This is a genomic window from Sphingobacterium sp. UBA5789 (genome assembly GCF_002418355.1).
Classification (GTDB): Bacteria; Bacteroidota; Bacteroidia; order Sphingobacteriales; family Sphingobacteriaceae; genus Sphingobacterium.
Genome location: NZ_DIDX01000003.1, coordinates 663,526 through 684,005 on the forward strand (window position 1 = coordinate 663,526; position 20,480 = coordinate 684,005).

12 protein-coding genes are annotated in these 20,480 nt (G+C 41.0%); 4 read left to right on the forward strand and 8 right to left on the reverse strand.

The genetic code is table 11. From position 1 onward, the window contains the following. Positions 1 to 111 precede the first annotated feature (111 nt). Positions 112 to 2,289 (reverse strand): S9 family peptidase, encoded by a 2,178-nt coding sequence (locus B4B65_RS09175; RefSeq protein ID WP_293915258.1) that lies wholly within the window; start codon positions 2,287 to 2,289, stop codon positions 112 to 114. A gap of 78 nt (positions 2,290 to 2,367) precedes the next feature. Beyond that, positions 2,368 to 3,108 carry a 3-keto-disaccharide hydrolase gene (locus tag B4B65_RS09180; protein ID WP_293915260.1) on the reverse strand — a complete coding sequence of 247 codons (741 nt, stop codon included), beginning with the start codon at positions 3,106 to 3,108 and terminating at the stop codon, positions 2,368 to 2,370. Between the two features lie 86 nt (positions 3,109 to 3,194). On the opposite strand from B4B65_RS09180, the gene B4B65_RS09185 reads away from it, so the two are divergent. After that, positions 3,195 to 3,560, forward strand: a complete 366-nt coding sequence (locus B4B65_RS09185) for a dihydroneopterin aldolase (protein WP_293915262.1) — start codon at positions 3,195 to 3,197, stop codon at positions 3,558 to 3,560. Between the two features lie 451 nt (positions 3,561 to 4,011). Continuing rightward, positions 4,012 to 4,455 carry an Hsp20/alpha crystallin family protein gene (locus B4B65_RS09190; protein ID WP_201679997.1) on the forward strand — a complete coding sequence of 148 codons (444 nt, stop codon included), beginning with the start codon at positions 4,012 to 4,014 and terminating at the stop codon, positions 4,453 to 4,455. Between the two features lie 122 nt (positions 4,456 to 4,577). Here the strand turns inward: B4B65_RS09190 and B4B65_RS09195 are convergent, their stop codons facing one another. The 3 genes from B4B65_RS09195 to B4B65_RS09205 form a co-directional block, all read right to left on the reverse strand. Further along, a complete protein-coding gene (locus B4B65_RS09195) occupies positions 4,578 to 4,865 on the reverse strand; it encodes a hypothetical protein (protein WP_002993816.1) in 288 nt (95 codons plus the stop codon). A gap of 2 nt (positions 4,866 to 4,867) precedes the next feature. Continuing rightward, on the reverse strand, positions 4,868 to 5,227 hold the full coding sequence (locus B4B65_RS09200) for a DUF2085 domain-containing protein (RefSeq protein ID WP_201679995.1): 360 nt from the start codon (positions 5,225 to 5,227) through the stop codon (positions 4,868 to 4,870). Positions 5,228 to 5,335: 108 nt separating this feature from the next. After that, positions 5,336 to 5,779, reverse strand: coding sequence for an acyl-CoA thioesterase (locus B4B65_RS09205; RefSeq protein WP_293915265.1), 444 nt, complete (start codon positions 5,777 to 5,779; stop codon positions 5,336 to 5,338). 157 nt (positions 5,780 to 5,936) lie between these two features. Between B4B65_RS09205 and B4B65_RS09210 the strand changes: the two genes are divergently transcribed. Continuing rightward, the gene (locus tag B4B65_RS09210; RefSeq protein WP_293915267.1) at positions 5,937 to 6,440 is read left to right on the forward strand and encodes an RNA polymerase sigma factor; all 504 of its coding nucleotides are present in this window, start codon (positions 5,937 to 5,939) and stop codon (positions 6,438 to 6,440) included. Next, entirely contained in the window at positions 6,430 to 7,068 is a 639-nt protein-coding gene (locus B4B65_RS09215; protein WP_293915269.1) for a hypothetical protein, read from the forward strand. Before B4B65_RS09210 ends, B4B65_RS09215 begins: the two co-directional genes overlap by 11 nt. Positions 7,069 to 7,176: 108 nt before the next feature. Here B4B65_RS09215 and B4B65_RS09220 read toward each other — a convergent pair whose 3' ends face one another. From B4B65_RS09220 to B4B65_RS09230, 3 genes are all read right to left on the reverse strand, one after another. Continuing rightward, the gene (locus B4B65_RS09220) at positions 7,177 to 7,605 is read right to left on the reverse strand and encodes an SRPBCC family protein (RefSeq protein WP_293915271.1); all 429 of its coding nucleotides are present in this window, start codon (positions 7,603 to 7,605) and stop codon (positions 7,177 to 7,179) included. Positions 7,606 to 7,732: 127 nt separating this feature from the next. Next, the gene (locus B4B65_RS09225) at positions 7,733 to 8,635 is read right to left on the reverse strand and encodes a PorP/SprF family type IX secretion system membrane protein (protein WP_293915273.1); all 903 of its coding nucleotides are present in this window, start codon (positions 8,633 to 8,635) and stop codon (positions 7,733 to 7,735) included. A gap of 105 nt (positions 8,636 to 8,740) precedes the next feature. After that, on the reverse strand, positions 8,741 to 20,458 hold the full coding sequence (locus B4B65_RS09230) for an MBG domain-containing protein (protein ID WP_293915275.1): 11,718 nt from the start codon (positions 20,456 to 20,458) through the stop codon (positions 8,741 to 8,743). Positions 20,459 to 20,480 lie beyond the last annotated feature (22 nt).

A 20,480-nucleotide genomic window follows, 5' to 3' on the forward strand; every position in this document is an offset into this window, starting at 1 on the left:
AATTTCATATCTGAAATGAAGCTTTAAGGGGAGTACGTACAAAATCGCATAAAAAAGGGACTATCCAATCGTTTTGGACAGTCCCTTCCTTTTTATCAGTAAGACTGAGTTCTATTTTTTAAGATGCAGATCAAAGTACCGGGCAATTTTTTCGTACATATGGATACGGTCCTTGCCGGAAACATTGTGTTCATGAGTAGGGTAAAGGAAATAATCTACCTGCTTCCCTGCTTTAATACATGCTTCTATAAACTGCATACTGTTTTGCTGTACAACTACAGGATCCTGTGCACCATGAATAATCAACAGATCACCTTTTAGCTGGTCTGCTTTGTTAAGCAAAGACGTTAATTTGTAACCTTCCTGGTTTTCCTGAGGAGTATCCATGTAACGCTCGCCGTACATAACTTCATAATATTTCCAGTCTATTACCGGTCCTCCGGCAACAGCGGTTTTGAAGATATCATTGTGATGTAGCATAAACGAAGTGGTCATAAAACCACCGAAACTCCATCCGAAAATACCCATGCGATCCTGGTCTACGAAAGGTTTTGATTTTAAAAATTCGATACCTTTCATCTGATCAGCCATCTCTGCCTGTCCCAGTTGACGGTGTGTTGCTGTAGAGAATGCCCGTCCTCGTGCATCAGTTCCGCGGTTATCCATCGTAAATACAATATAACCCTGTTGTGCCATGTATATATCAAAATACCCGGCTCCGCCTAACCATTTGTTACTGACCAGCTGAGAGTGCGAGCCTCCGTATAAATAGTACATTACAGGATATTTTTTAGCAGGATCAAAATTTTCAGGATAAATAATACGACCTGTCAGCGGCGTATTTCCATCTGCAGTGGTGAGTTGCACAAACTCGATTTTTGGATTATTAATTTTACCTGTAAACGGATTTTCAGCCTTAATCAGATTGCTGTTTTTTCCTGATTTTACTTCTTTGATCTGAATGATATTAGGGGTAGTCAGGTTGCTGTACTGATCAAGGACGTAGCTGCTGTTGCTGTTTGCTGAAGCTGTATGCGTACCTGACTCACTGGTGAGTTGTGTTGTTTTTCCGGATTTAAGTTCTACTTCGAAGAGCTGTCTGTCCAGCCCGTTATTCGTAACGCCGGTATACGTTACCTTATCTGCTTTTGCAGAAAAAGTAAGTAAATCTTTTACGATAATATCTTTGTATCCCAGTTTGCGAATCAGTTTACCTTCTGTATCGTACAGATAAAGTTGATTGTATCCTTCTTTGTCTGTCTGGTAAAGAAATAATTTAGGGTTATTGGGTACAAAAGTCAGAGGTGTCTGTGGTTCTACCCATGTAGTGGCATTCTCTTCAAAGAGTGTTTTGACAAATGCTCCGGATTTTGCATTGTACTTATTAAATTTTAAATGATTTTGTTCGCGGTTTAATACTCCGACATATACATATTCATTGCTGGGATCCCATGTCACCGCAGTGAGGTACTGTTCTTTAGGCTCGCCTGTTTGTAAGCTGGTTTTCGTGCCCGTAGCGCTATTATAAATAACCAGCGTTACTTCCTCAGACTTCATACCAGCCATCGGATAGCGTATTTCTTTGGCTTCTGCTACACGCGGACTCCATTGTACAAGCGGATACTTGCTGACCATAGTTTCGTCTTTCCGGTAATACAGTAAGCTGGTGTTGTCAGGACTCCACCACATCCCTTTATTGATACCAAATTCCTGACGATGGGTGTAGTCACTTCCATTCACAATGCCGGCATCTTTATCATTAGTTACTTCTGCTATCTTTCCGGCAGCATCCGAGATGATAATATTGTTGTCAATCAGATAAGCCACTTTCGAGCGATCAGCTGTAACCTCCTTATTATTCCCTTTCGCATCACTCCCGATCAGCTTGTCGATACTTTTGGATTTGATATTATAGGCCAGACTGTACGATTTTTCTTTACCGTCTACTTCCAGAGATAACGTGTTTTCATCCAGCCAGCTGTAATTATACGGAAACATTCTCAGCGCTATTGTTTCGTTTGGAAGCTTGCTTTTAAGTGCTTGCTCCAGATCAGATTTGGATAATAATACCTGCTCTTTCCAGTTGTCGGACGCACTTTTGCTGATCAGATTCTGGTAGGTAGGATCGAGGTAGGTAATGCTGTTTGTGTTGGGAATCCAACGGGGACTTACTATAGATGCAGGTGCATAGGTGCGTGGACCAAAGACCGTTTCTTCTAAATTTAAATTCCTTTGGCCATATACCGCAGTGCTGCCGGCCAAAAGAAATAATAATGCAATTCTTCTCATTGATATGTGTTATGGAAGGTAAAATTATAGATTAAGGGAATAAAAACCTAAAGTTGTATAGAATTGTTGCAACAACTATTATAAGTTGCGTATCCATATATTACGATAGCTCACGAGATCACCATGATCTTGCAGCACGATAGGTCCTGCTCCGTGTGCCTTGAGTTTGGGAAGACCTATATATTCTGTCGTTCCTTCAATTTCTGTATTATTTTGGACCAGTATTCCATTTTGAAGTACAGTTACACGTGCTTTACTGATCAGCATTCCGTCGTTATTAAACCGGGGTGCGGTATATATAATATCATAGCTATGCCACTGACCTGCGTCTACACGGGATTCTACCAATGGGGGACGTTGCTTATAAATACTGCCAGCCTGTCCGTTGACATATGTCGGATTATCATTGTTGTCCAATACCTGTATTTCGTACAGTCCCTGTAAGAAAATTCCGCTATTTCCTCTTCCCTGACCTTTACCTTTAATAGTAAGCGGGCTACGCCATTCTATATGCAGCTGGAAGTCATTGAACTTTTCTTTCGTTTGTATGTTTCCGGAGGAAGGTTTTACTGTAAGTACATTGTTTTCTACAGACCATGTAGCAGTGCTCCCCGGTTTGTTTTCAAGCTGCCACTGACTCAGGTCTTTGCCATTGAACAGGATTACAGCATCTGTGGGGATGCCGTTTGCAGAAGTAACTATTCTCGGCTTCGGGCTATAGTATTCTGTGTCTTCGGGTTTGAATTGCGTCTGTGAAAATGCAGACGGTAGGGAGAGACTTAAGCAACAGATGCTGAGAAGAACGGGGTATTTTTTCATCAGAATATAATTTTGTTTTTATAATTTTTGGTATAGCAATGATAAAAATATTTTTTCAAACGAATAAATATTTTTATCATTGCTACATGGCTACACGTATACAGACAATTGCGATCAATGATGCCCGCTTTTATTCGCCTGTTGGTTATTATTCGGAAGAAATTGTGACCGGAAATGAGTTTTTAGTCAATATTGAAGTGAGCTATCCTTATAAAGTCCGGTCGGAAGATGAACTTGCAAATACATTGAACTATGAACAATTGTATGCTGTAGCTGCAAAAGTGATGAAGCAAAAAAGAAAGTTAATAGAGTCTGCAGTTGAGGAAATACTCGAAACGATTGTCTCTAACTTTGACTTTGTTGAGCAGGTAAATGTCTCCATTACCAAGATTAACCCTCTCTTCGGCGGAGATCGGGCTAATTCCCGAATAGCACTCTCTTATACCAAATAAAACGATTCAATATTGTCTTCAGTTGGTGCGAGTGCGTCTCAGTTGGTGAGGACACCAACTGACGCAAGTGTGGCTGGCGCAAGCGTGCCTTTCTATTAATCTGTCAATTAGCTGGCGCAAGCGTGTCGCTTGTGTCCTCTATTAATCTACCACCTTCCAACCTCTCTGCCCTTCGGGCATCTCTCCTTAGAAAGGAGAGAATTGGGATAACGAAGGCAATGCAGTTATTCTTTATAATCATTTAATTTTATCAACCTCGGCTGGCGCGAGCGTGTCGCTCGTGCCTTTTTTACACGGTTCAGCATTAATCAAAAGTGTTAAACGACAAAATGTCATTGTATCGAAAATTTAAAATGACATTTTGTCGTTAATTGAATAGATTTTCGAAGTGGTACAGCATTTGAATAAGTTGTAGAAAAACAAATAGAAAAATTAAAAGGAGGACAACATTATGGCACTATTAAAATTCCCTACAAAAGCAGTAAATACAGATGCAGTAAATCCATTTGTAAATTCAGTTTTCGATAATTTATTTAACGATTCCTTTATTACAGATCGATTGGTGACTCGCGTTCCGGCAGTGAATATTGCAGAAGCAGAAGATTCTTTTCAAATTGAACTGGCTGCTCCGGGATTGCAGAAGTCTGATTTCAAAATCAATGTAGATAAAAATATGATGACTATCTCTGCTGAAAAAACCTCAGAGACAGAAACAGAACAAAAATTATTCAGTAAAAGAGAATTTAACTATTCATCCTTTACACGTTCCTTTACATTACCTGATACTGTAGATTACAGCAATATTGACGCTTCTTATGAAAATGGTATTTTGGTTGTACGAGTGGGTAAGAAAGAAGAAGCAATTGTTGCTAAGAGATTGATTGAAGTAAAATAATAAGATTAGTTTTTTTAGGTTATGTGAGTGCCGTCATGCAAAATTTGCGTGGCGGCTTTTTTAATGAAAAAAGACGGTCCGTTTAGTGAACCGTCTTTTTAATTTTTTGGATCCCAGTTCTACTATCCACCCATTACTGAACCTAAACCTCCGAGTACCATAGAGATAATGTTCAATATAATACCTACTACCACACCATAGATCGCAAATTTACATGCTGATTTTGCCTGAACAGGGGCTTCATCCTTCTTTATGAAATAATAAATGGCACCAAACAAAGGAATACAAAAAGACAGAACTTTTAATCCTGTAGACAAGTCTTCCTGATTTTGCTGGTTAAAAGGATTGTTAAACTGATTTGGGTTTTGACCTTGATTTGGGTCAAAATTTGGTGTGTTTTGATCTTCCATGGTTAATTATATTTAATGATTAATTTTATTCCTTCTAATATTAATGCTCCGATTGCTCTTCCGATAATGGCGCAGACAGCCATTGTCCCAACGCCGGCCATAATCCCGGTGATAAAGCGAAGCGTATTATTACTTTCTCTGTTGCAGTAGGCCTGAGTCAAACCGTCAATAATTGTCGGTAACATGCATAATACCGCAACCCAAAAATTCATGGTGATTACGCCAAATACAAATAAAAAAGTGGATAGATAACCGAGATGGATGCCCGTACAGCGTGCACAAACAGGAAATTGCTTGCCTTTCCAAAAAAAAGATCGCTCAGGTTTGCGATGGCAAAAAGTAAATTCCAGCTTGGTTTTCATGTTCAGTTTAGTTGTAAATGTATGTAGTGTGAATCAAATATACAGTGAATTTAATGAATTAATTTTCTTTTTAAGCCTTAAAAATAAATTTTTTTGATAAATAAGATATTATAACGCATCAATCTCCTCATAATCATCGGCTTTCGGTACATGCTGCATAAAAACGTACCATTCCTCAGGAATATTGACCAGTTTACGTGCTTTTATATCTAACCATGCACCATCTACGTTAACAGTAGCTGCTTTTGTTCCATCTTCCTTATAGACCTCATGTCTGAAGGAAAATCTTGCATTGGCCAGATTAAATCTGGTCAGCACTATTCTTACAGAGACATATTCATCCAGTCTGACTTCTCTGTGATAGATCAATTCTTCTCTGAACAGGATAGGACCAATTCCATTTGAGGCAAACTGATCCAGCGACAGACCTATTTTTTTGAGCATATTACTACGTGCCTGAGCACAAATGTCAGCATATGCCGAATGACGCATATGCCTGTTCGCATCTATCTGTGCCCATATTACCTGACCTTCATAAAATGTGTTTTCCATGTTTACACTAACTTGAAAAATGATTGTATTGTTTGCTAATTCCTGAAATTAAAGAAAAATAATCTTTTTTTTTAATTCTGTGTAACGTTTTTCAGTTTGCGTTACTAATTGATTAAAATTGGCTAATCGTTCAGTAAAGATTAAAAAGTATCCTAAAGTGAAAGATAGAGAATCCGAATTTCTTACTTTGATTGAAAAAAACAAAGGTATCATCTATAAGGTGTCCAGAATGTATATGGATGATCCGGATGACAGGAGCGATCTTTCTCAGGAGATTATTTTTCAACTCTGGAAATCTTTTGATTCTTTCAAAAATGCAAGTCAGTTTTCAACCTGGATGTACAGAGTCGCTATCAACACTGCTTTGGTATATTTCAAAAAAGACAAACGCAAACAAGACCGTATACCTCTGGAGACTTATCATGATATAGCCGATGAGCAGGATCATGAGCAGAAAGAAGAACAACTGGCTGTTTTTTACAAAGCTGTTCAGGAGCTTAATCAGGTTGAAAAAGCATTGATTTTTCTATTTCTCGAAGGGCAGAGCCACCGGGATATAGCAGACAATCTGGGGATATCGGAAGTCAATGCAAGGGTGAAACTGAATCGTACAAAAGAAAAAATACAGCAGATCATTAAAAAATACGAATATGAATTTTGATGAATTAAAAAAACAATGGGATGATCAGTCTTCTGAACAGGTGGAGATTAACCCTGATCTGAATCAATATAAAGCAGTCGATAATGTATTGGCTAAGGTCCGTAAAAATGTGAGGTATGAATTTATCACCTGGATTGTAGCTATGCTATTTTTACTTGTGGTGCCTTTGATCGAACTTTATAAGATAGAAGGATATGCCCGGTTTGCATATTACCTTATCTTTTTTCAGATGCTCTTATCGAGTATGGTGTATTATCGTCGATTTTTTTATTTCTACAAGAGTGCCAGTCAGTCGGAAGTGCTTAGCTCACGTGAAAACCTGTTGAAGATGTATTATGATCTTAAGTTTGCGATCGATTCATATAAGACGACTTCCTATGTCATGATACCGCAGGCACTTATTATGTATATGATTATGCTTTCCAACGGGAAATTTGAATCCTGGTTTAATAAATTATATCATATCGGTAGTACGTTGACTCAGGATACTAACTTTATTGTATGGTTTATCCTTTCCGCAATCGTAAGTATTGCTTTAGTGATTTTTATAATCGAAATAATGAGTTATTCTTATTATGGTAAGCATCTGAAAGAGATCAAAAAAATACTGGATCAACTGGAGGACTGAGCCGAGGGATCAGATTTGTAGTTTTATTTTACAGGAGTAGCTCTAAAAAGTAAATGGCGGCTACCGTTCGAGATCTCCGCCATTAAAGTTTTGCATAGGTTATTGTGTTCAGATGTTATTCAAATATGATTTCAGCGATTTATGGAGGATTTCATGCCAACCTTTTTCGTAATTCACAGGAAGAAATGCCTCTCCGCCATCCGCAAAATTCTCAAGTCCCTCATGTGTAAGTGTTAACAGTGTACCTTGTTCTTTTTGTTCCAGCTCCCATGTCAATATAGATATTCCTTTGCTATGGCTGGGATGAGTCCAGCTGTGCATTAGTTTTTTATAAGGAATTACCTGTTGTACTACAGCAAAATGATGAAACTCATTTTTACCTCCCGGTTCATAAAAATCAAAAGAACATCCTGGTTCTGCCTGAAAATCCGGAATATCAAAATACCAGATTTTCATAGCTTCCTTGTCTGTAATCGCTTTCCATACCTGCTCAACAGATTGGGAATAAACGATTTGTATAACCACCTTAGCCTTCATCTGTATCTAATACCTTCAAAATGATATTTTGTTTGAGGAAGATGAAAATAAATTTATAATTAATGTGTTTAGGTTCTTACGCTATAACCAGAGTTGAATTAGCAGTGAAAGATTTTCAATTCTTCTATTACAAAATCGAAAAATTATCTTTTCCAAAACGTATAGCAATTCCAAGTTCATGTGTGCTGTTGGTGATATATCTGTTGAGATCTTTGTTTTTCAGATTTTGCTGATAACTGTATCCTATACGCAATTTTCCTACATTAAACTCTGCCATACCCATCAGATCTCCGCGCTGGCGATAACCGGCACCGATTCCGATCTTTGGATGAACATAGAACATCGCTGATGCGTCAAACAGTAAGCCGGTCACCTCTCTGTAACTTATTAAAAGATTGGGACGAAGCTGGAATCCTCCATTCAGCGCAATTATCAACCCGCCGGAAAGGTAAAATGTGTTATCTTTTCCGAACTGACGGACATATTGCGAATCTTTGGCTCCGAATATTGCTTTTGGCATTGAAAATCCAATATAGTAGCGATCGGGAGATATTAATGTAGCAGAGAGACCATATAGTAGTGTTCCGTATTGTACATTCTGAAAAGCAGGATCTCCGGGATCCAGGGGATTGAAGTTTCCTTGTTGATGGGTATATCCCAGATTAGCTCCTAATCCGATATACTCTGACTCTGAGATCTGTAACCGTTTGGTGAAACTGGCTGACATTTCGCTATTGCGTTCTACCCCAATACGAGATTGTTTTGCGTTGATCCCCATGATTACTCCTGCATTTCCTACGCCGATATTGCCACTGAACCAAAGGCTCTTGGGAGCGCCTTCGAATCCAACCCATTGATAGCGGTATAACATCATAGCGTCACCTTCTCCTTTTTCTAATAAAACATTGTTTGATGGATTAAGGACCTTTCCAAAACTCCCGAATAGGGCAGGGTCTATATATTGTTGTCCTGAGGACAGATTAATAAACAGCAATATAGTTACCACTGTTAGGATATGTTTTAATTTCATATTTCTTTTTTTGATTTTTTGTTTTTAGATATTCCCAGTTAGAAATTTCAATGCAGATGGAATAAGAAACCGGAAGAACAGTGTATGCTCTTCCGGATTTGAAGGCTAATACCGGACAACAAAGTATCCTTTTTCATGTTGCCACTTGTTATCTATTTTGACTTCCAATACATAGAAGTAAGTGCCGGACGGAACTTTTCGGCTTTCTTTTACTCCGTCAAAACAATTAGTTCCGTTGACGTATCCTTTGATTTTCTGAATCAGATTACCGTTTGCATCAAAGATTGCGATATGATTTTCTGGATACTCGTTAATGCCCTCAATACGCAGGTATTCATTGATACCATCTCCGTTTGGAGATACGGCCTTATGCACACGTACAGGAAGTTTTGCTCCGTTTTCATTTCGTACTCTAAGTTCACGGGTTACAGGATCTGCAGCAATGTAATTATTATCTCCAGACTGTTCTGCCCTGATAAGTGCAACACCTACACCTTTTACTGTTACTTCCCGGCGACCTGTTACTTCAGCGACTAGTGTATTGTCACTGTAGATTTGTATAGGAAGCGGACTGTTGCTGCTGATATCCAATGTTAATGTGCCGGCATTCCGGTAAACAGGAGAGATTTCATTGAAGGTAATAACCTGTTTTGCCTTATTAATATTCAATGTAGCTTGTTGTGAAAAACTATTATAGTTTTCCCCACCGTCTATATTGGCTGTGACAATATAACGACCTGCAGCAGTCTGTGTATTGCCGGTATAGCTAACTCTGACACCAGTTGGAAGTGTCCCCGTTATCTGTATGGATTTTGCTGATCCATCATAGGTGAATGTTGCATCATGAAGAGAAATATTGAATAGCGTCATTTTGCCTATGATAAAATCCGCTTTAGTAAAGTCGATATTATAATTTTTACCAGCGTTCAATGTTCCCAGTTTAACATTATAGCTACCCACAGCTTCACCGGCTGCTCTGGTTAATGCTCCTGTGATAATAGATTGATCATCTCCGTTTACCAATCCGGTTACAGTATAGGTCAGTACAGGGTCGGTTGTTCCATAGAATTTTGCTTTATTATCTGCAACGATGTTTAAGGTTGCTTTGGTAATGGTAAAAGAAGCTTCTTTATAAGTAATGTCATAGCCTTTTGCATTTAAAGTTCCCTGCTTAATAGCATAAGTACTGACATCTTCGCCTGCTGTTCTGGTCAATGCACCAGTAATAATACTTAAATCATCTCCGTTTTCGAATCCGGTTACAGTATAGGTCAGTGCCGGACTGGCGGTACCATATACTTTTGTTATAGCGTCTGCAACAATAGTTAATATCCCTTTGGTAATGGTGAAATCCGCACTGGTGTAACTAATATTATAATTTATTGTCGTTGCTAAAGTTCCTTCTGTGATGGCATAAGTACCTGCAGCTTCACCTGCCGTTCTTGTCAATGCACCTGTAATAATGGATTGATCATCCCCGTTTTCAAAACCTGTTACGGTGTAGGTCAGGTCAGGATCCGCAGTACCGTATCGTTTGGTTTTAGCATCAGCAACGATGTTCAGTGTTGCTTTGGTAATATCAAAATCTGCTCCGGTGTACACAAGGTTATAATCAGTTGTTGCGGTCAATGTTCCCTGTTCAATGGCATAGGTACCTACGGCTTCGCCTGCTACTCTTGTAAGACTACCTGTTAGGATTGACTGATCATCACCATTCTCCAATCCGGTTACGGTATAGGTGAGTGCCGGATCGGCAGTACCATAGACTTTGGATTTGGCATCGGGAACGATGTTTAAGGTTGCTTTGGTAATATTAAAATCTGCTCCGGTGTAAACAAGGTCATAATCAGTTGTTGCAGTCAATGTTCCCTGCTCAATAGCATACGTACCTACGGCTTCACCTGCTGTTCGAGTAAGCGCTCCGGTGATAATGCTCATATCATCCCCATTCTCCAATCCGGTTACGGTATAGGTGAGTACCGGATCGGTAGTACCATAGACTTTGGATTTGGTATCGGCAACGATGTTTAATGTTGCTTTGGTAATATCAAAATCTGCTCCGGTGTAAACAAGGTTATAGTCAGTTGTTGCGGTCAATGTTCCCTGTTCAATCGCGTACGTTCCTACGGCTTCACCTGCTGTTCTAGTAAGCGCTCCAGTGATAATGCTCATATCATCCCCATTCTCCAACCCGGTTACGGTATAGGTGAGTGCCGGATCAGTAGTACCATAAACTTTGGATTTGGCATCGGCAACAATGTTTAACGTGGCTTTGGTAATATCAAAATCCGCTCCGGTGTAAACAAGGTTATAGTCAGTTGTTGCGGTCAATGTTCCCTGTTCAATCGCATACGTACCCACTGTTTCGCCAGTTACTCTTGTAAGTGCTCCTGTGATAATAGATTCATCATCCCCATTTTCAAAACCGGTTACGGTGTAGATGAGTGCAGGATCGGCGGTTCCATAAACTTTGGATTTGGCATCGGCAACGATGTTTAAGGTTGCTTTGGTAATATTAAAATCTGCTCCGGTGTAAACAAGGTCATAGTCAGTTGTTGCAGTCAATGTTCCCTGTTCAATAGTATACGTACCTACGGCTTCACCTGCTGTTCTGGTTAATGCGCCTGTGATAACGCTCATATCATCGCCATTCTCCAATCCGGTTACAGTATAGGTTAGTGTCGGATCAGTAGTACCATAGACTTTAGATTTGGTATCGGCAACGATGTTTAAGGTTGCTTTGGTAATATTAAAATCTGCTCCGGTGTAAACAAGGTTATAGTCAGTTGTTGCGGTCAATGTTCCCTGCTCAATGGCATAGGTTCCTACGGCTTCACCATTTACTCTTGTAAGACTACCTGTTAGAATTGACTGATCATCCCCATTCTCCAATCCGGTTACGGTATAGGTGAGTGCCGGATCAGTAGTACCATAGACTTTGGATTTGGTATCGGCAACGATGTTTAATGTTGCTTTGGTAATATCAAAATCTGCTCCGGTGTAAACAAGGTCATAATTAGTTGTTGCGGTCAATGTTCCCTGTTCAATGGCATAGGTTCCTACGGTTTCACCCGCTGTTCTGGTGAGCGCTCCTGTGATGATACTTAAATCATCTCCGTTTTCAAATCCGGTTACGGTATAGGTCAGTACCGGATCGGTAGTACCATAGACTTTGGATTTGGCATCGGCGACAATGTTTAATATTGTTTTGGTGATGGTAAAATCGGCTCCGGTGTACAGGATATCGTAGTTCGCTGTAGCGGCTACACTACCTCTTTGAATAGCATAGCTACCGATTGTTTCACCTGCTGTTCTGGTGAGTGCACCTGTGATGATACTTAGATCATCTCCGTTTTTAAATCCGGTTACGGTATAGGTTAGTGCCGGATCGGTGGTGCCATATACTTTGGTTTTAGCATCTGCCACAATGTTTAATGTGGCTTTGGTAATGGTAAAGTCTGCACCGGTATACACGATAGTATAATCCGACGTTGCTACCAGAGTTCCCTGCTCAATTGTATAGGTACCTACCGCTTCGCCCGTTGTTCTTATCAGATTACCTGTTATGATATTGCTATCATCTCCGTTTTCAAAACCGGTTACGGTATAGGTCAGTAACGGATCATCAGTACCGTATTGCTTGGTTTTAGTATCTGCCACAATGTTTAACGTGGCTTTGGTAATATCAAAATCTGCTCCGGTGTAAACAAGATCATAATCAGTTGTTGCGGTCAATGTTCCCTGTTCAATCGCGTAGTTTCCTACGGCTTCACCTGCTACTCTTGTAAGACTACCTGTTAGAATTGACTGATCATCCCCATTCTCCAATCCGGTTACGGTATAGGTCAATACCGGATCGGTAGTTCCATAGACTTTGGATTTGGTATCGGCAACGATGCTTAAGGTTGCTTTGGTAATGTTAAAATCTGCTCCGGTGTAAACAAGGTCATAATCAGTTGTTGCGGTCAATGTTCCCTGTTCAATAGTGTAGGTTCCTACGGCTTCACCTGCTGTTCTGATTAATGAACCTGTGATAATGCTCATATTATCCCCATTCTCCAATCCGGTTACAGTATAGGTCAGTGCCGGATCGGTTGTACCATATACTTTGGATTTGGCATCAGCAACGATGTTTAAGGTTGCTTTGGTAATATTAAAATCCGCGCTGGTGTAGTTAATGTTATAATTTTCAGTATTTAATGTTCCCTGATTGATCGGATAGGTTCCCACTGCTTCGCCTGTTGCTCTTGATAATGTGCCTGTCAATGCGGTTTGGTCATCGGTGTATACAAATCCTGTAGCGGTATAAGTCAGTACCGGATCTGCGGTTCCATATACTTTTGATAAGGCATTGGCAGTAACGGTTAGGTGTGCCTTATTGATGGTAAGTTTAAAGATAATATCTGTTGCCGGATTGTAGGTTTCGTTGCCGGATTGTTTTGCCGTGATGTTTACTTGTCCTGCTTTGTTGATTCTGATTTTCCATTTATTACCGTCTGTTGCATCCTGAAAGGCTTCGGCTATGCTGTTGTCAGCAGATACATAGCTTACCTCAAGACCTGAACTTGCTGTGGCGTTTGGTATAAAGTGCGCATCACCATAGTTTTTGACCATATCATTTACCGTAATGGTCTGTGGTAGTCCACAGCTTTGTCCGCTTGGACTGTCTCCGGTAATGGTCCAGCCTTTGGCAGTGGTCAATAGTGTTCTGGCGTCTATTGCATTGGTACCGTATAGTCTGCCCAGAGCACCTAAGTTTCTCCCGTTTGGTGTATTGGGGTTGTTTGCCCAGCCTACCAGCGTGAGGGAGTAGTTCTGGCAATCCAATCCGGAATTGTCCAGCATATTCGCCATATTGACGGCAGCATTGAGTTTCCATTTACCAAGATTCTGGTTGAATATGTCTGCTCCATTAAACATCTGAAACATGGAAGTTACCTTGCCTGTATTCCATCCGCTGATGTCCTGATTAAAAGATGTAGCTCCGTTAAACATATTGCCCATTCCTTTTACGTTGGCGGTATTCCAGCCACTGATATCCTGATTAAAGGACGTTGCTTCTTCAAACATACGGGTCATATCGGTTACGTTGGCGGTATTCCATGTACCTAGAGGTTGATTGAAGGCGGTTGCCTCCAGAAACATCCAAGCCATACTATTGACATTTGCTGTATTCCAGTTACTGATGTTCTGATTAAAGGCAGTTGCACCGTAAAATACAAATCCCATATCCGTTACGTTTGCGGTATTCCAACTGCTGATATCCTGATTAAAGGCTTTGGCTTGCTGAAATACATTCCTTATTCGAGTTACCTTATCTGTATTCCAATTACCAACAGGTTGATTAAAAGCAGATGCTCTGTCAAACATCCAACCCATATCAGTGACATTAGCTGTGTTCCAGTTATTGATGTTCTGATTAAAAGAGGTAGCTTGCTGAAACATATAGCTCATATTGGTTACTGCTGCGGTATTCCATGTACCTATAGGTTGATCAAAGGCTTTTGCGTTCTCAAACATATTGCTCATATCGGTTACCTTAGCCGTATTCCAACCACTTATGTCCTGATTAAAGAGTGTTGCACCAGCAAACATTTTGTTCATATTGGTTACGTTTGTGGTGTTCCAGCTACCGATGTCTTTGTTAAAGACCTTAGTGGTTGTAAACATCCAGCTCATATCGGTTACATTTTCGGTATTCCAGCTGTTGATGTTGGCAGGTCCGTCTAATTTTTCGCATCCGGAGAACATCTCTGATATATCGGTAAGTTGGCTGAGATCCGGAATATCGGTAGCCGATACGTTGACATTTTCACCTCCTCTGAACGCCTTGTTCATGGTACTCCATTGCGCTGTACCCCACTGGGCAACATCAATCAGACTTGATCTGCCTAATACTCCATTAATACTAAATGCTTTGAGGTTTGTGGGTACTATCCTGAGTGTAACCAATTGGTTGAGAGGGTAGCCTGTATTAAAGGAATAGGAGGTGCTGTTTGCCGGAATGGTACCACTGCCACTCAGCCCCTGAGCAGAGGTCCAGCTATAGTTAACTACCTCATCCGTTGCTGTAACGAGCTTAAATTCAATTTGGTTTCCAAGAGTACCAAACTTACTCAGATCCCATACGGTGACAAAGTCTCCTGTGGAATTGGTAATGGTGAGATTTGCTCCGGTATAATTAATGGTGTAGTTTTCAGTGTTTAAAGCTCCCTGATTGATCGGGTAGCTGCCCGCCACTTCGCCTGCTGTTCTTGACAATGTACCTGTCAGTACCGTCTGATCGTCGGTGTATACAAATCCGGTAGCCGTATAGGTCAGTACGGGATCAGTTGCTCCATGCTCTTTGGTTTGGGCATCTGCTGTAACGCTCAGTACTGCCTTGTTGATGGTCAGTTTAAAGATGACATCCGATGCCGGATTATAAGTCGCATCTCCGGCTTGTTTTGCTGTGATGTTGACTTGTCCTGCTTTGTTGATTTTCAGTTTCCATTTGTTACCGTCTGCGCTGTCCTGAAAGGCTTCGGCTATGCTGTTGTCAGCTGATACATAGCTGACCTCAAGACCCGAACTTGCTGTTGCATTGGGTATAAAGGGCGCATCGCCGTAGGTTTTGACTATATCGGTAGCTGTAAGGGTTTGTGGTAGTCCACAACTTTGTCCACTTGGGTTATCTCCGGTAATGGTCCATCCTTTGGTGCCAGTAAGCAATGTTCTTGCTGCTACAGCATTGGTACCGTATTGTCTGCCCAGCGCACCCAGATTACGCCCTGAAGGTGTGTTTGCATTATTAGCCCAGGCCACAAGGGTCAGGGAGTAGTTCTGGCAATCCAATCCGGAATTGTCCAGCATATTGATCATATTAACTGCAGGATTGAGCTGCCATTTACCGAGGTTTTGGTTGAATATGCCCGTTCCGCTAAACATGGAACGCATATCAGTTACCTTGCCCGTATTCCAACTGCTTATATCCCGGTTGAATGAAGTTGCATTAGTAAACATCTCAGACATGGAAGTTACATTTGCTGTATTCCAGTTATTGATATCCCCATTAAAAGAAGTTGCATTAGTAAACATCTGGGCCATAGAAGTTACATTTGCTGTATTCCAATTATTAATATCCTGATTAAAAACGGGAGCTAGGAAAAACATACTATACATATTGGTCACCTTTGCCGTATTCCAGTTGCTCATGGGTTGGTTAAAAGCAGCTGCACTGTAGAACATAACACTCATGTCGGTTACATTTCCGGTATCCCAGTTTCCTATAGGCTGGTTAAATACTTTGGTCAGATAGAACATATAACTCATATTGGTCACCTTTGCCGTATTCCAGTTGCTAATAGACTGGTTAAAAGCATTCGTACCGAAGAACATAGCTTTCATATCTGTTACATTTCCGGTATCCCAGTTTCCAATAGGCTGGTTAAATACTTTGGCACTACTGAACATATTACTCATATTAGTCACTTTTGTTGTATTCCAACTGCTAATATTCTGGTTAAAAGCTATCGCACTCTGAAACATGGAATTCATGTTGGTTACCGCTGCGGTATTCCAGTTGCTGATTGGCTGGTTAAATACTTTGGCATCACTGAACATATGACTCATATCTGTTACATTTTCTGTATTCCAATCTCCGATGTCTTGGTTAAAGGCAGATGCACTCCTAAACGTCCCATTCATATTGGTTACTTTTGCTGTATTCCAACCTCCGATGTTTTGATTAAAAGCATTAGCTCTGTGAAACATATTCGACATGTTGGTTACGTTTGCCGTATTCCAGTTGCTGATATTTTGGTTAAAGGCAGACGCGATGTTAAACAGGCTCTTCATATTAGTTACGTTTGTGGTATTCCAATTGCCAATATTGGCAGGGCCGTTCAGGGTTTTACATCCAGTAAACATCTCACTCATATCGGTCACGCTGCTGAGATCGGGCAGGTCGGTCGCCGTGATGTTGAGGTTTTCACATTCTGTAAAAGCACGTTTCATGGTTTCCCAATTGGAAGTACCCCACTGCACTACTTCTATAAGACGTACTGCATCAGGAAAGTGATTGGCACTGGGACTGGATAATGAAATTGCCATGCTAAACATTTTGAGGTAAGTCGGATCCATACGCAGTGTGATGATCTCTCCTGCCGGTAATCCGGTGATGGAGGCGGCTGGTGTTAGCGTACCGCTTCCGCTGCTTCCACCTGATGACGTCCAGGTATACGGTACGAGAGAATTAAAAGTATTTATATAGAACTCTAACGTGTTATTGCCACTTCCAGGCTTGCTCATGTCCCATTTGGTGATAAAATCTCTTTTTACAGTAGTAATGGTAAAGTTGGCTCCTATATAGGCAATGCTGTAATTATCACTATTTAATGTTCCTTGTTCAATGGCATACGTTCCTACAGTTTCTCCTGTTATTCTCTTTAATAAACCGTTAAGCACTGTCTGATCATCATTGTTTACAAATCCTGTAGTGGTATAAGTCAATACAGGGTCTGCTGTGCCGTATTCTTTGGATAGGGCATTGGCAGTGACGGTTAATGGCGCTTTGCCAATGGTGAGCTTAAAGATGATATCCGATGCCGGATTGTAGATGGTGTCTCCGGCTTGTTTTGCTGTGATGTTGACTTGTCCTGCTTTTTTGATTTTCAGTTTCCATTTATTGCCATTTGCGTTGTCCTGAAAAGCTTCTGCAATACTGTTGTCTGCAGATACATAGCTTACCTCAAGACCTGAACTTGCTGTTGCATTAGGTATAAAAGGCGCATCGCCGTAGGTTTTGGTTATGTCAGGAGCTGTGATGGTTTGTGAAATTAAATCCATTTCATTGGCTCCTATGTCTATCAGTGTTCCCTGTAGCCTTTTGTGACCTTTAAGGTCTTTATCGGTACTGAGATTACCGCCTGCATTGGTATAGAGTACATTGTTACCTTTATCAATAAGCGGACTTCCTTTCTTTAGACTAAAATTATCATCAGGGGTACCGAGGATTGCATCAGGTCCGTTCGGGTTTTCAAAAAGTTGTACAAGGTTTATATTGGTGGCATCCAGATTGCCGTTGGCTGTGTTGGTATAGCCCTGTACCAGACTGTTGTTTAAAGTTCCACTACCAGTCAACTGTGCGCCTTCATTGTTCCAAAGGACGGAATTGGAGATGATATACGATCCGGTGTTTGCTGCATGGACGCCTCCTGCCCAGGTTGCATTGCCTCCTGTATTGCCATACAGTGTGCAGTTGGTGAGTGTAAATCCATTTCCGCTGTTGTGCCAGATGGCACCGGCACCGTCAGTAAGCGCACTATTCTTAACAAACAGACTATTAGATATTTTGGGAGCAGAGGTGTCATTTAATATGGCTCCTGCTCTCTTAGCAGAGTTGGATATAAAGCTGCTGTTGGTGATTTTTGGAGACGACGCAATGTTATATATTGCACCTCCGCTGTTGTTGGCGCTATTACCTGAAAACAGGCAATACGATATAACTGTTGATGACGTATGATTGTATATAGCACCTCCTGTGATAGTGGATTTGTTTCCGGAAAAAGTGCTTTTGGTAATATTCAGTGTGGATTGGTAGTTGTATATAGCACCACCATAATCGGTTGCCGTATTGTTGGTGAAATTACAGTCGGTAATGGTTGGTGAGAATGATGTGCCTTCATGGTATAGTGCTGCCCCGTATTTAGCCGAGTTGTCCGAAAAGCTACAGTTGCTGATCTTCAGGGACGAAGAATTGCTATACAATCCGCCTCCAATATATTGGTAAATAGGAACGCCGTTGACCATAATAACGCTGGAGAGGTCGCTTGTATTTCCTCTGGTGATGGTAAAGCCATTGAGCTCAGCAGTTCCTGATTCTTTTACACTGATGAGTACATGGTAGGCATCATTGTTGCTGTGTGAGCCGTCATTATCTAAATCACCGCTCAATATGCTCTTATTAGCTATGATAGCGAGGTCTCGCTGGTCGGGACTGGTTTCAGTACCTGCAAATCCCCCGTATAGTTTCACATCTTTTACAAGTAAAAATGCATTGTTTCTCGCATCCGGAATTCCGAAATTATTATCAGCAGGACTATATAAGGGATTATAGGTGCCTGCAGCTACCCATATTTGTGTTACCTGAGGATTGGCTGCTACTGCATTATTGTTTTTGGCAAATCTGAGCGCATCTGCCACTTCTCCCATAGCGTTGTTCCAACTGCTTCCATCTCCTGTTGCTCCTTTTTTGATGTACAATATGCCATTGGTATCCGGCTTATAGTCGATAAGGTTGCGCAATATAGAGACGTTGTTGCTCTGCCAGTTGGCTACTACCAGGTCAGGTTTGCCGTCTCCGTTAAGATCACCTGCAACTGATGAATACGGGAGAGTACCTGCAGTATAGTCTACATAATTGGCGAATGTGAAGTTTCCTGTATTGCCCGTATTGCGCAGTATTGATACTTTATTGAGTTCTGGCAGTGTTACTATCAGATCGGGTTTGCCATCTGCATTAATATCGGCGACAGCTAAGGTCTGTATCTGATCTTTTGTGGTAAGTGAGATAACCTGAGCAAAGGAAAGGTTTCCGGTAGTGCTGGCATTCGGCAATATAAATACATTTTTTGCAAACAGGGTTCCTGCCGCAATATCAAGCCTGCCGTCTCCATCAAAATCGGCTATGGTTACGGTTACGGGTCCACTGCCTATTGCTACATCATTTTTACGTACAAAGGAGATATTTTCGCCACTGCTGGTGTTGTGGAGTATGGCTATTGTTCCGGTAGCGAAGTTGGCGACTACCAGATCAGATTTACCGTCTGCATCGAGATCGCCCATCGCAATGGAATAAGGTCTTGAATCGTTTGGATATTCTGTCCCTACGATATATTCAATTTCATCTGAAAATGCCAGATTACCTGTGCTTCCTGTATTTTGTAATATGGTTATTCTATTGCTGTTGTTTTTTGCAATGGCCAGATCAGGCTTGCCGTCTCCGTTTAAATCTCCTATGGCAACTGAAATAGGCCGGTATAGTACAGGGAAGTTAACTGCTGAAGCAAAGGATATGTTTCCTGTGCTACTGGTGTTGCGCAATACGGATATATGGTGTGAATTGTAATTTACAACTGCCAGATCGGGTTTGCCGTCGCCATCAATATCGCTCACAGCGATTGACCTGGGCTGACTGCCTACTGGATAGTTTACTGCCGAAGCAAATGCAAGATTGTTGCCAGTGCCAATGTTGCGCAATACTGACACGGTGCCGTCTCCGAAATTTGATATTGCCAGATCGGGCTTGCTATCTCCGTCTAAATCGCTTATGACTATTGAAAATGCAGAGGTGCCAGCGGTATAGTTAACTGGCTCAGCCATATCTGCTGAGGTTATGTTGTCTTTCACCGGTGTGAAAGCCGGAATGAATAATTGGGTACTGCTACCTGTAAGTCCGTTGGTGGTATTTACTACTTTGATATAACTGCTGGTAGCACCCACCGGTACTTTTACGGTAAGGCTGGTTGTAGTGGCTGTGCTTGCAGGTGTTGCCACTGCTCCAAAAAACACTATATTATTGGCCGCCAAAGGGTTAAAATCACTTCCTGTCAGGGTAATGATAGTGCCCGGAGATGCTTTTAATGAGCTTACGTTAGTGATTACAGGTGGTTGTGTATCATATGCATTACTTGTTTCCGGTCTGGTGCTTTCTTTAGTATGTGTATAGACAGCTGTACCAGTGATACTACTTGGTATATGATAGGATGCAAAAGTCTCTATACTTGTGAAAAGCAGAAGTAGAAATGTTATTTTATGTAAAACGGTAGAATTTATTTTTTTCATTTTTAATGGGATGTGAATGTTT

Excerpts from the sequence above, each read along its gene's own strand:
- B4B65_RS09175 (WP_293915258.1), bottom strand. The coding sequence starts at position 2,289 with ATGAGAAGAATTGCATTATTATTTCTTTTGGCCGGCAGCACTGCGGTA.
- B4B65_RS09180 (WP_293915260.1), bottom strand. The coding sequence starts at position 3,108 with ATGAAAAAATACCCCGTTCTTCTCAGCATCTGTTGCTTAAGTCTCTCC.
- B4B65_RS09185 (WP_293915262.1), top strand. The coding sequence starts at position 3,195 with ATGGCTACACGTATACAGACAATTGCGATCAATGATGCCCGCTTTTAT.
- B4B65_RS09190 (WP_201679997.1), top strand. The coding sequence starts at position 4,012 with ATGGCACTATTAAAATTCCCTACAAAAGCAGTAAATACAGATGCAGTA.
- B4B65_RS09195 (WP_002993816.1), bottom strand. The coding sequence starts at position 4,865 with ATGGAAGATCAAAACACACCAAATTTTGACCCAAATCAAGGTCAAAAC.
- B4B65_RS09200 (WP_201679995.1), bottom strand. The coding sequence starts at position 5,227 with ATGAAAACCAAGCTGGAATTTACTTTTTGCCATCGCAAACCTGAGCGA.
- B4B65_RS09205 (WP_293915265.1), bottom strand. The coding sequence starts at position 5,779 with ATGGAAAACACATTTTATGAAGGTCAGGTAATATGGGCACAGATAGAT.
- B4B65_RS09215 (WP_293915269.1), top strand. The coding sequence starts at position 6,430 with ATGAATTTTGATGAATTAAAAAAACAATGGGATGATCAGTCTTCTGAA.
- B4B65_RS09220 (WP_293915271.1), bottom strand. The coding sequence starts at position 7,605 with ATGAAGGCTAAGGTGGTTATACAAATCGTTTATTCCCAATCTGTTGAG.
- B4B65_RS09225 (WP_293915273.1), bottom strand. The coding sequence starts at position 8,635 with ATGAAATTAAAACATATCCTAACAGTGGTAACTATATTGCTGTTTATT.
- B4B65_RS09230 (WP_293915275.1), bottom strand. The coding sequence starts at position 20,458 with ATGAAAAAAATAAATTCTACCGTTTTACATAAAATAACATTTCTACTT.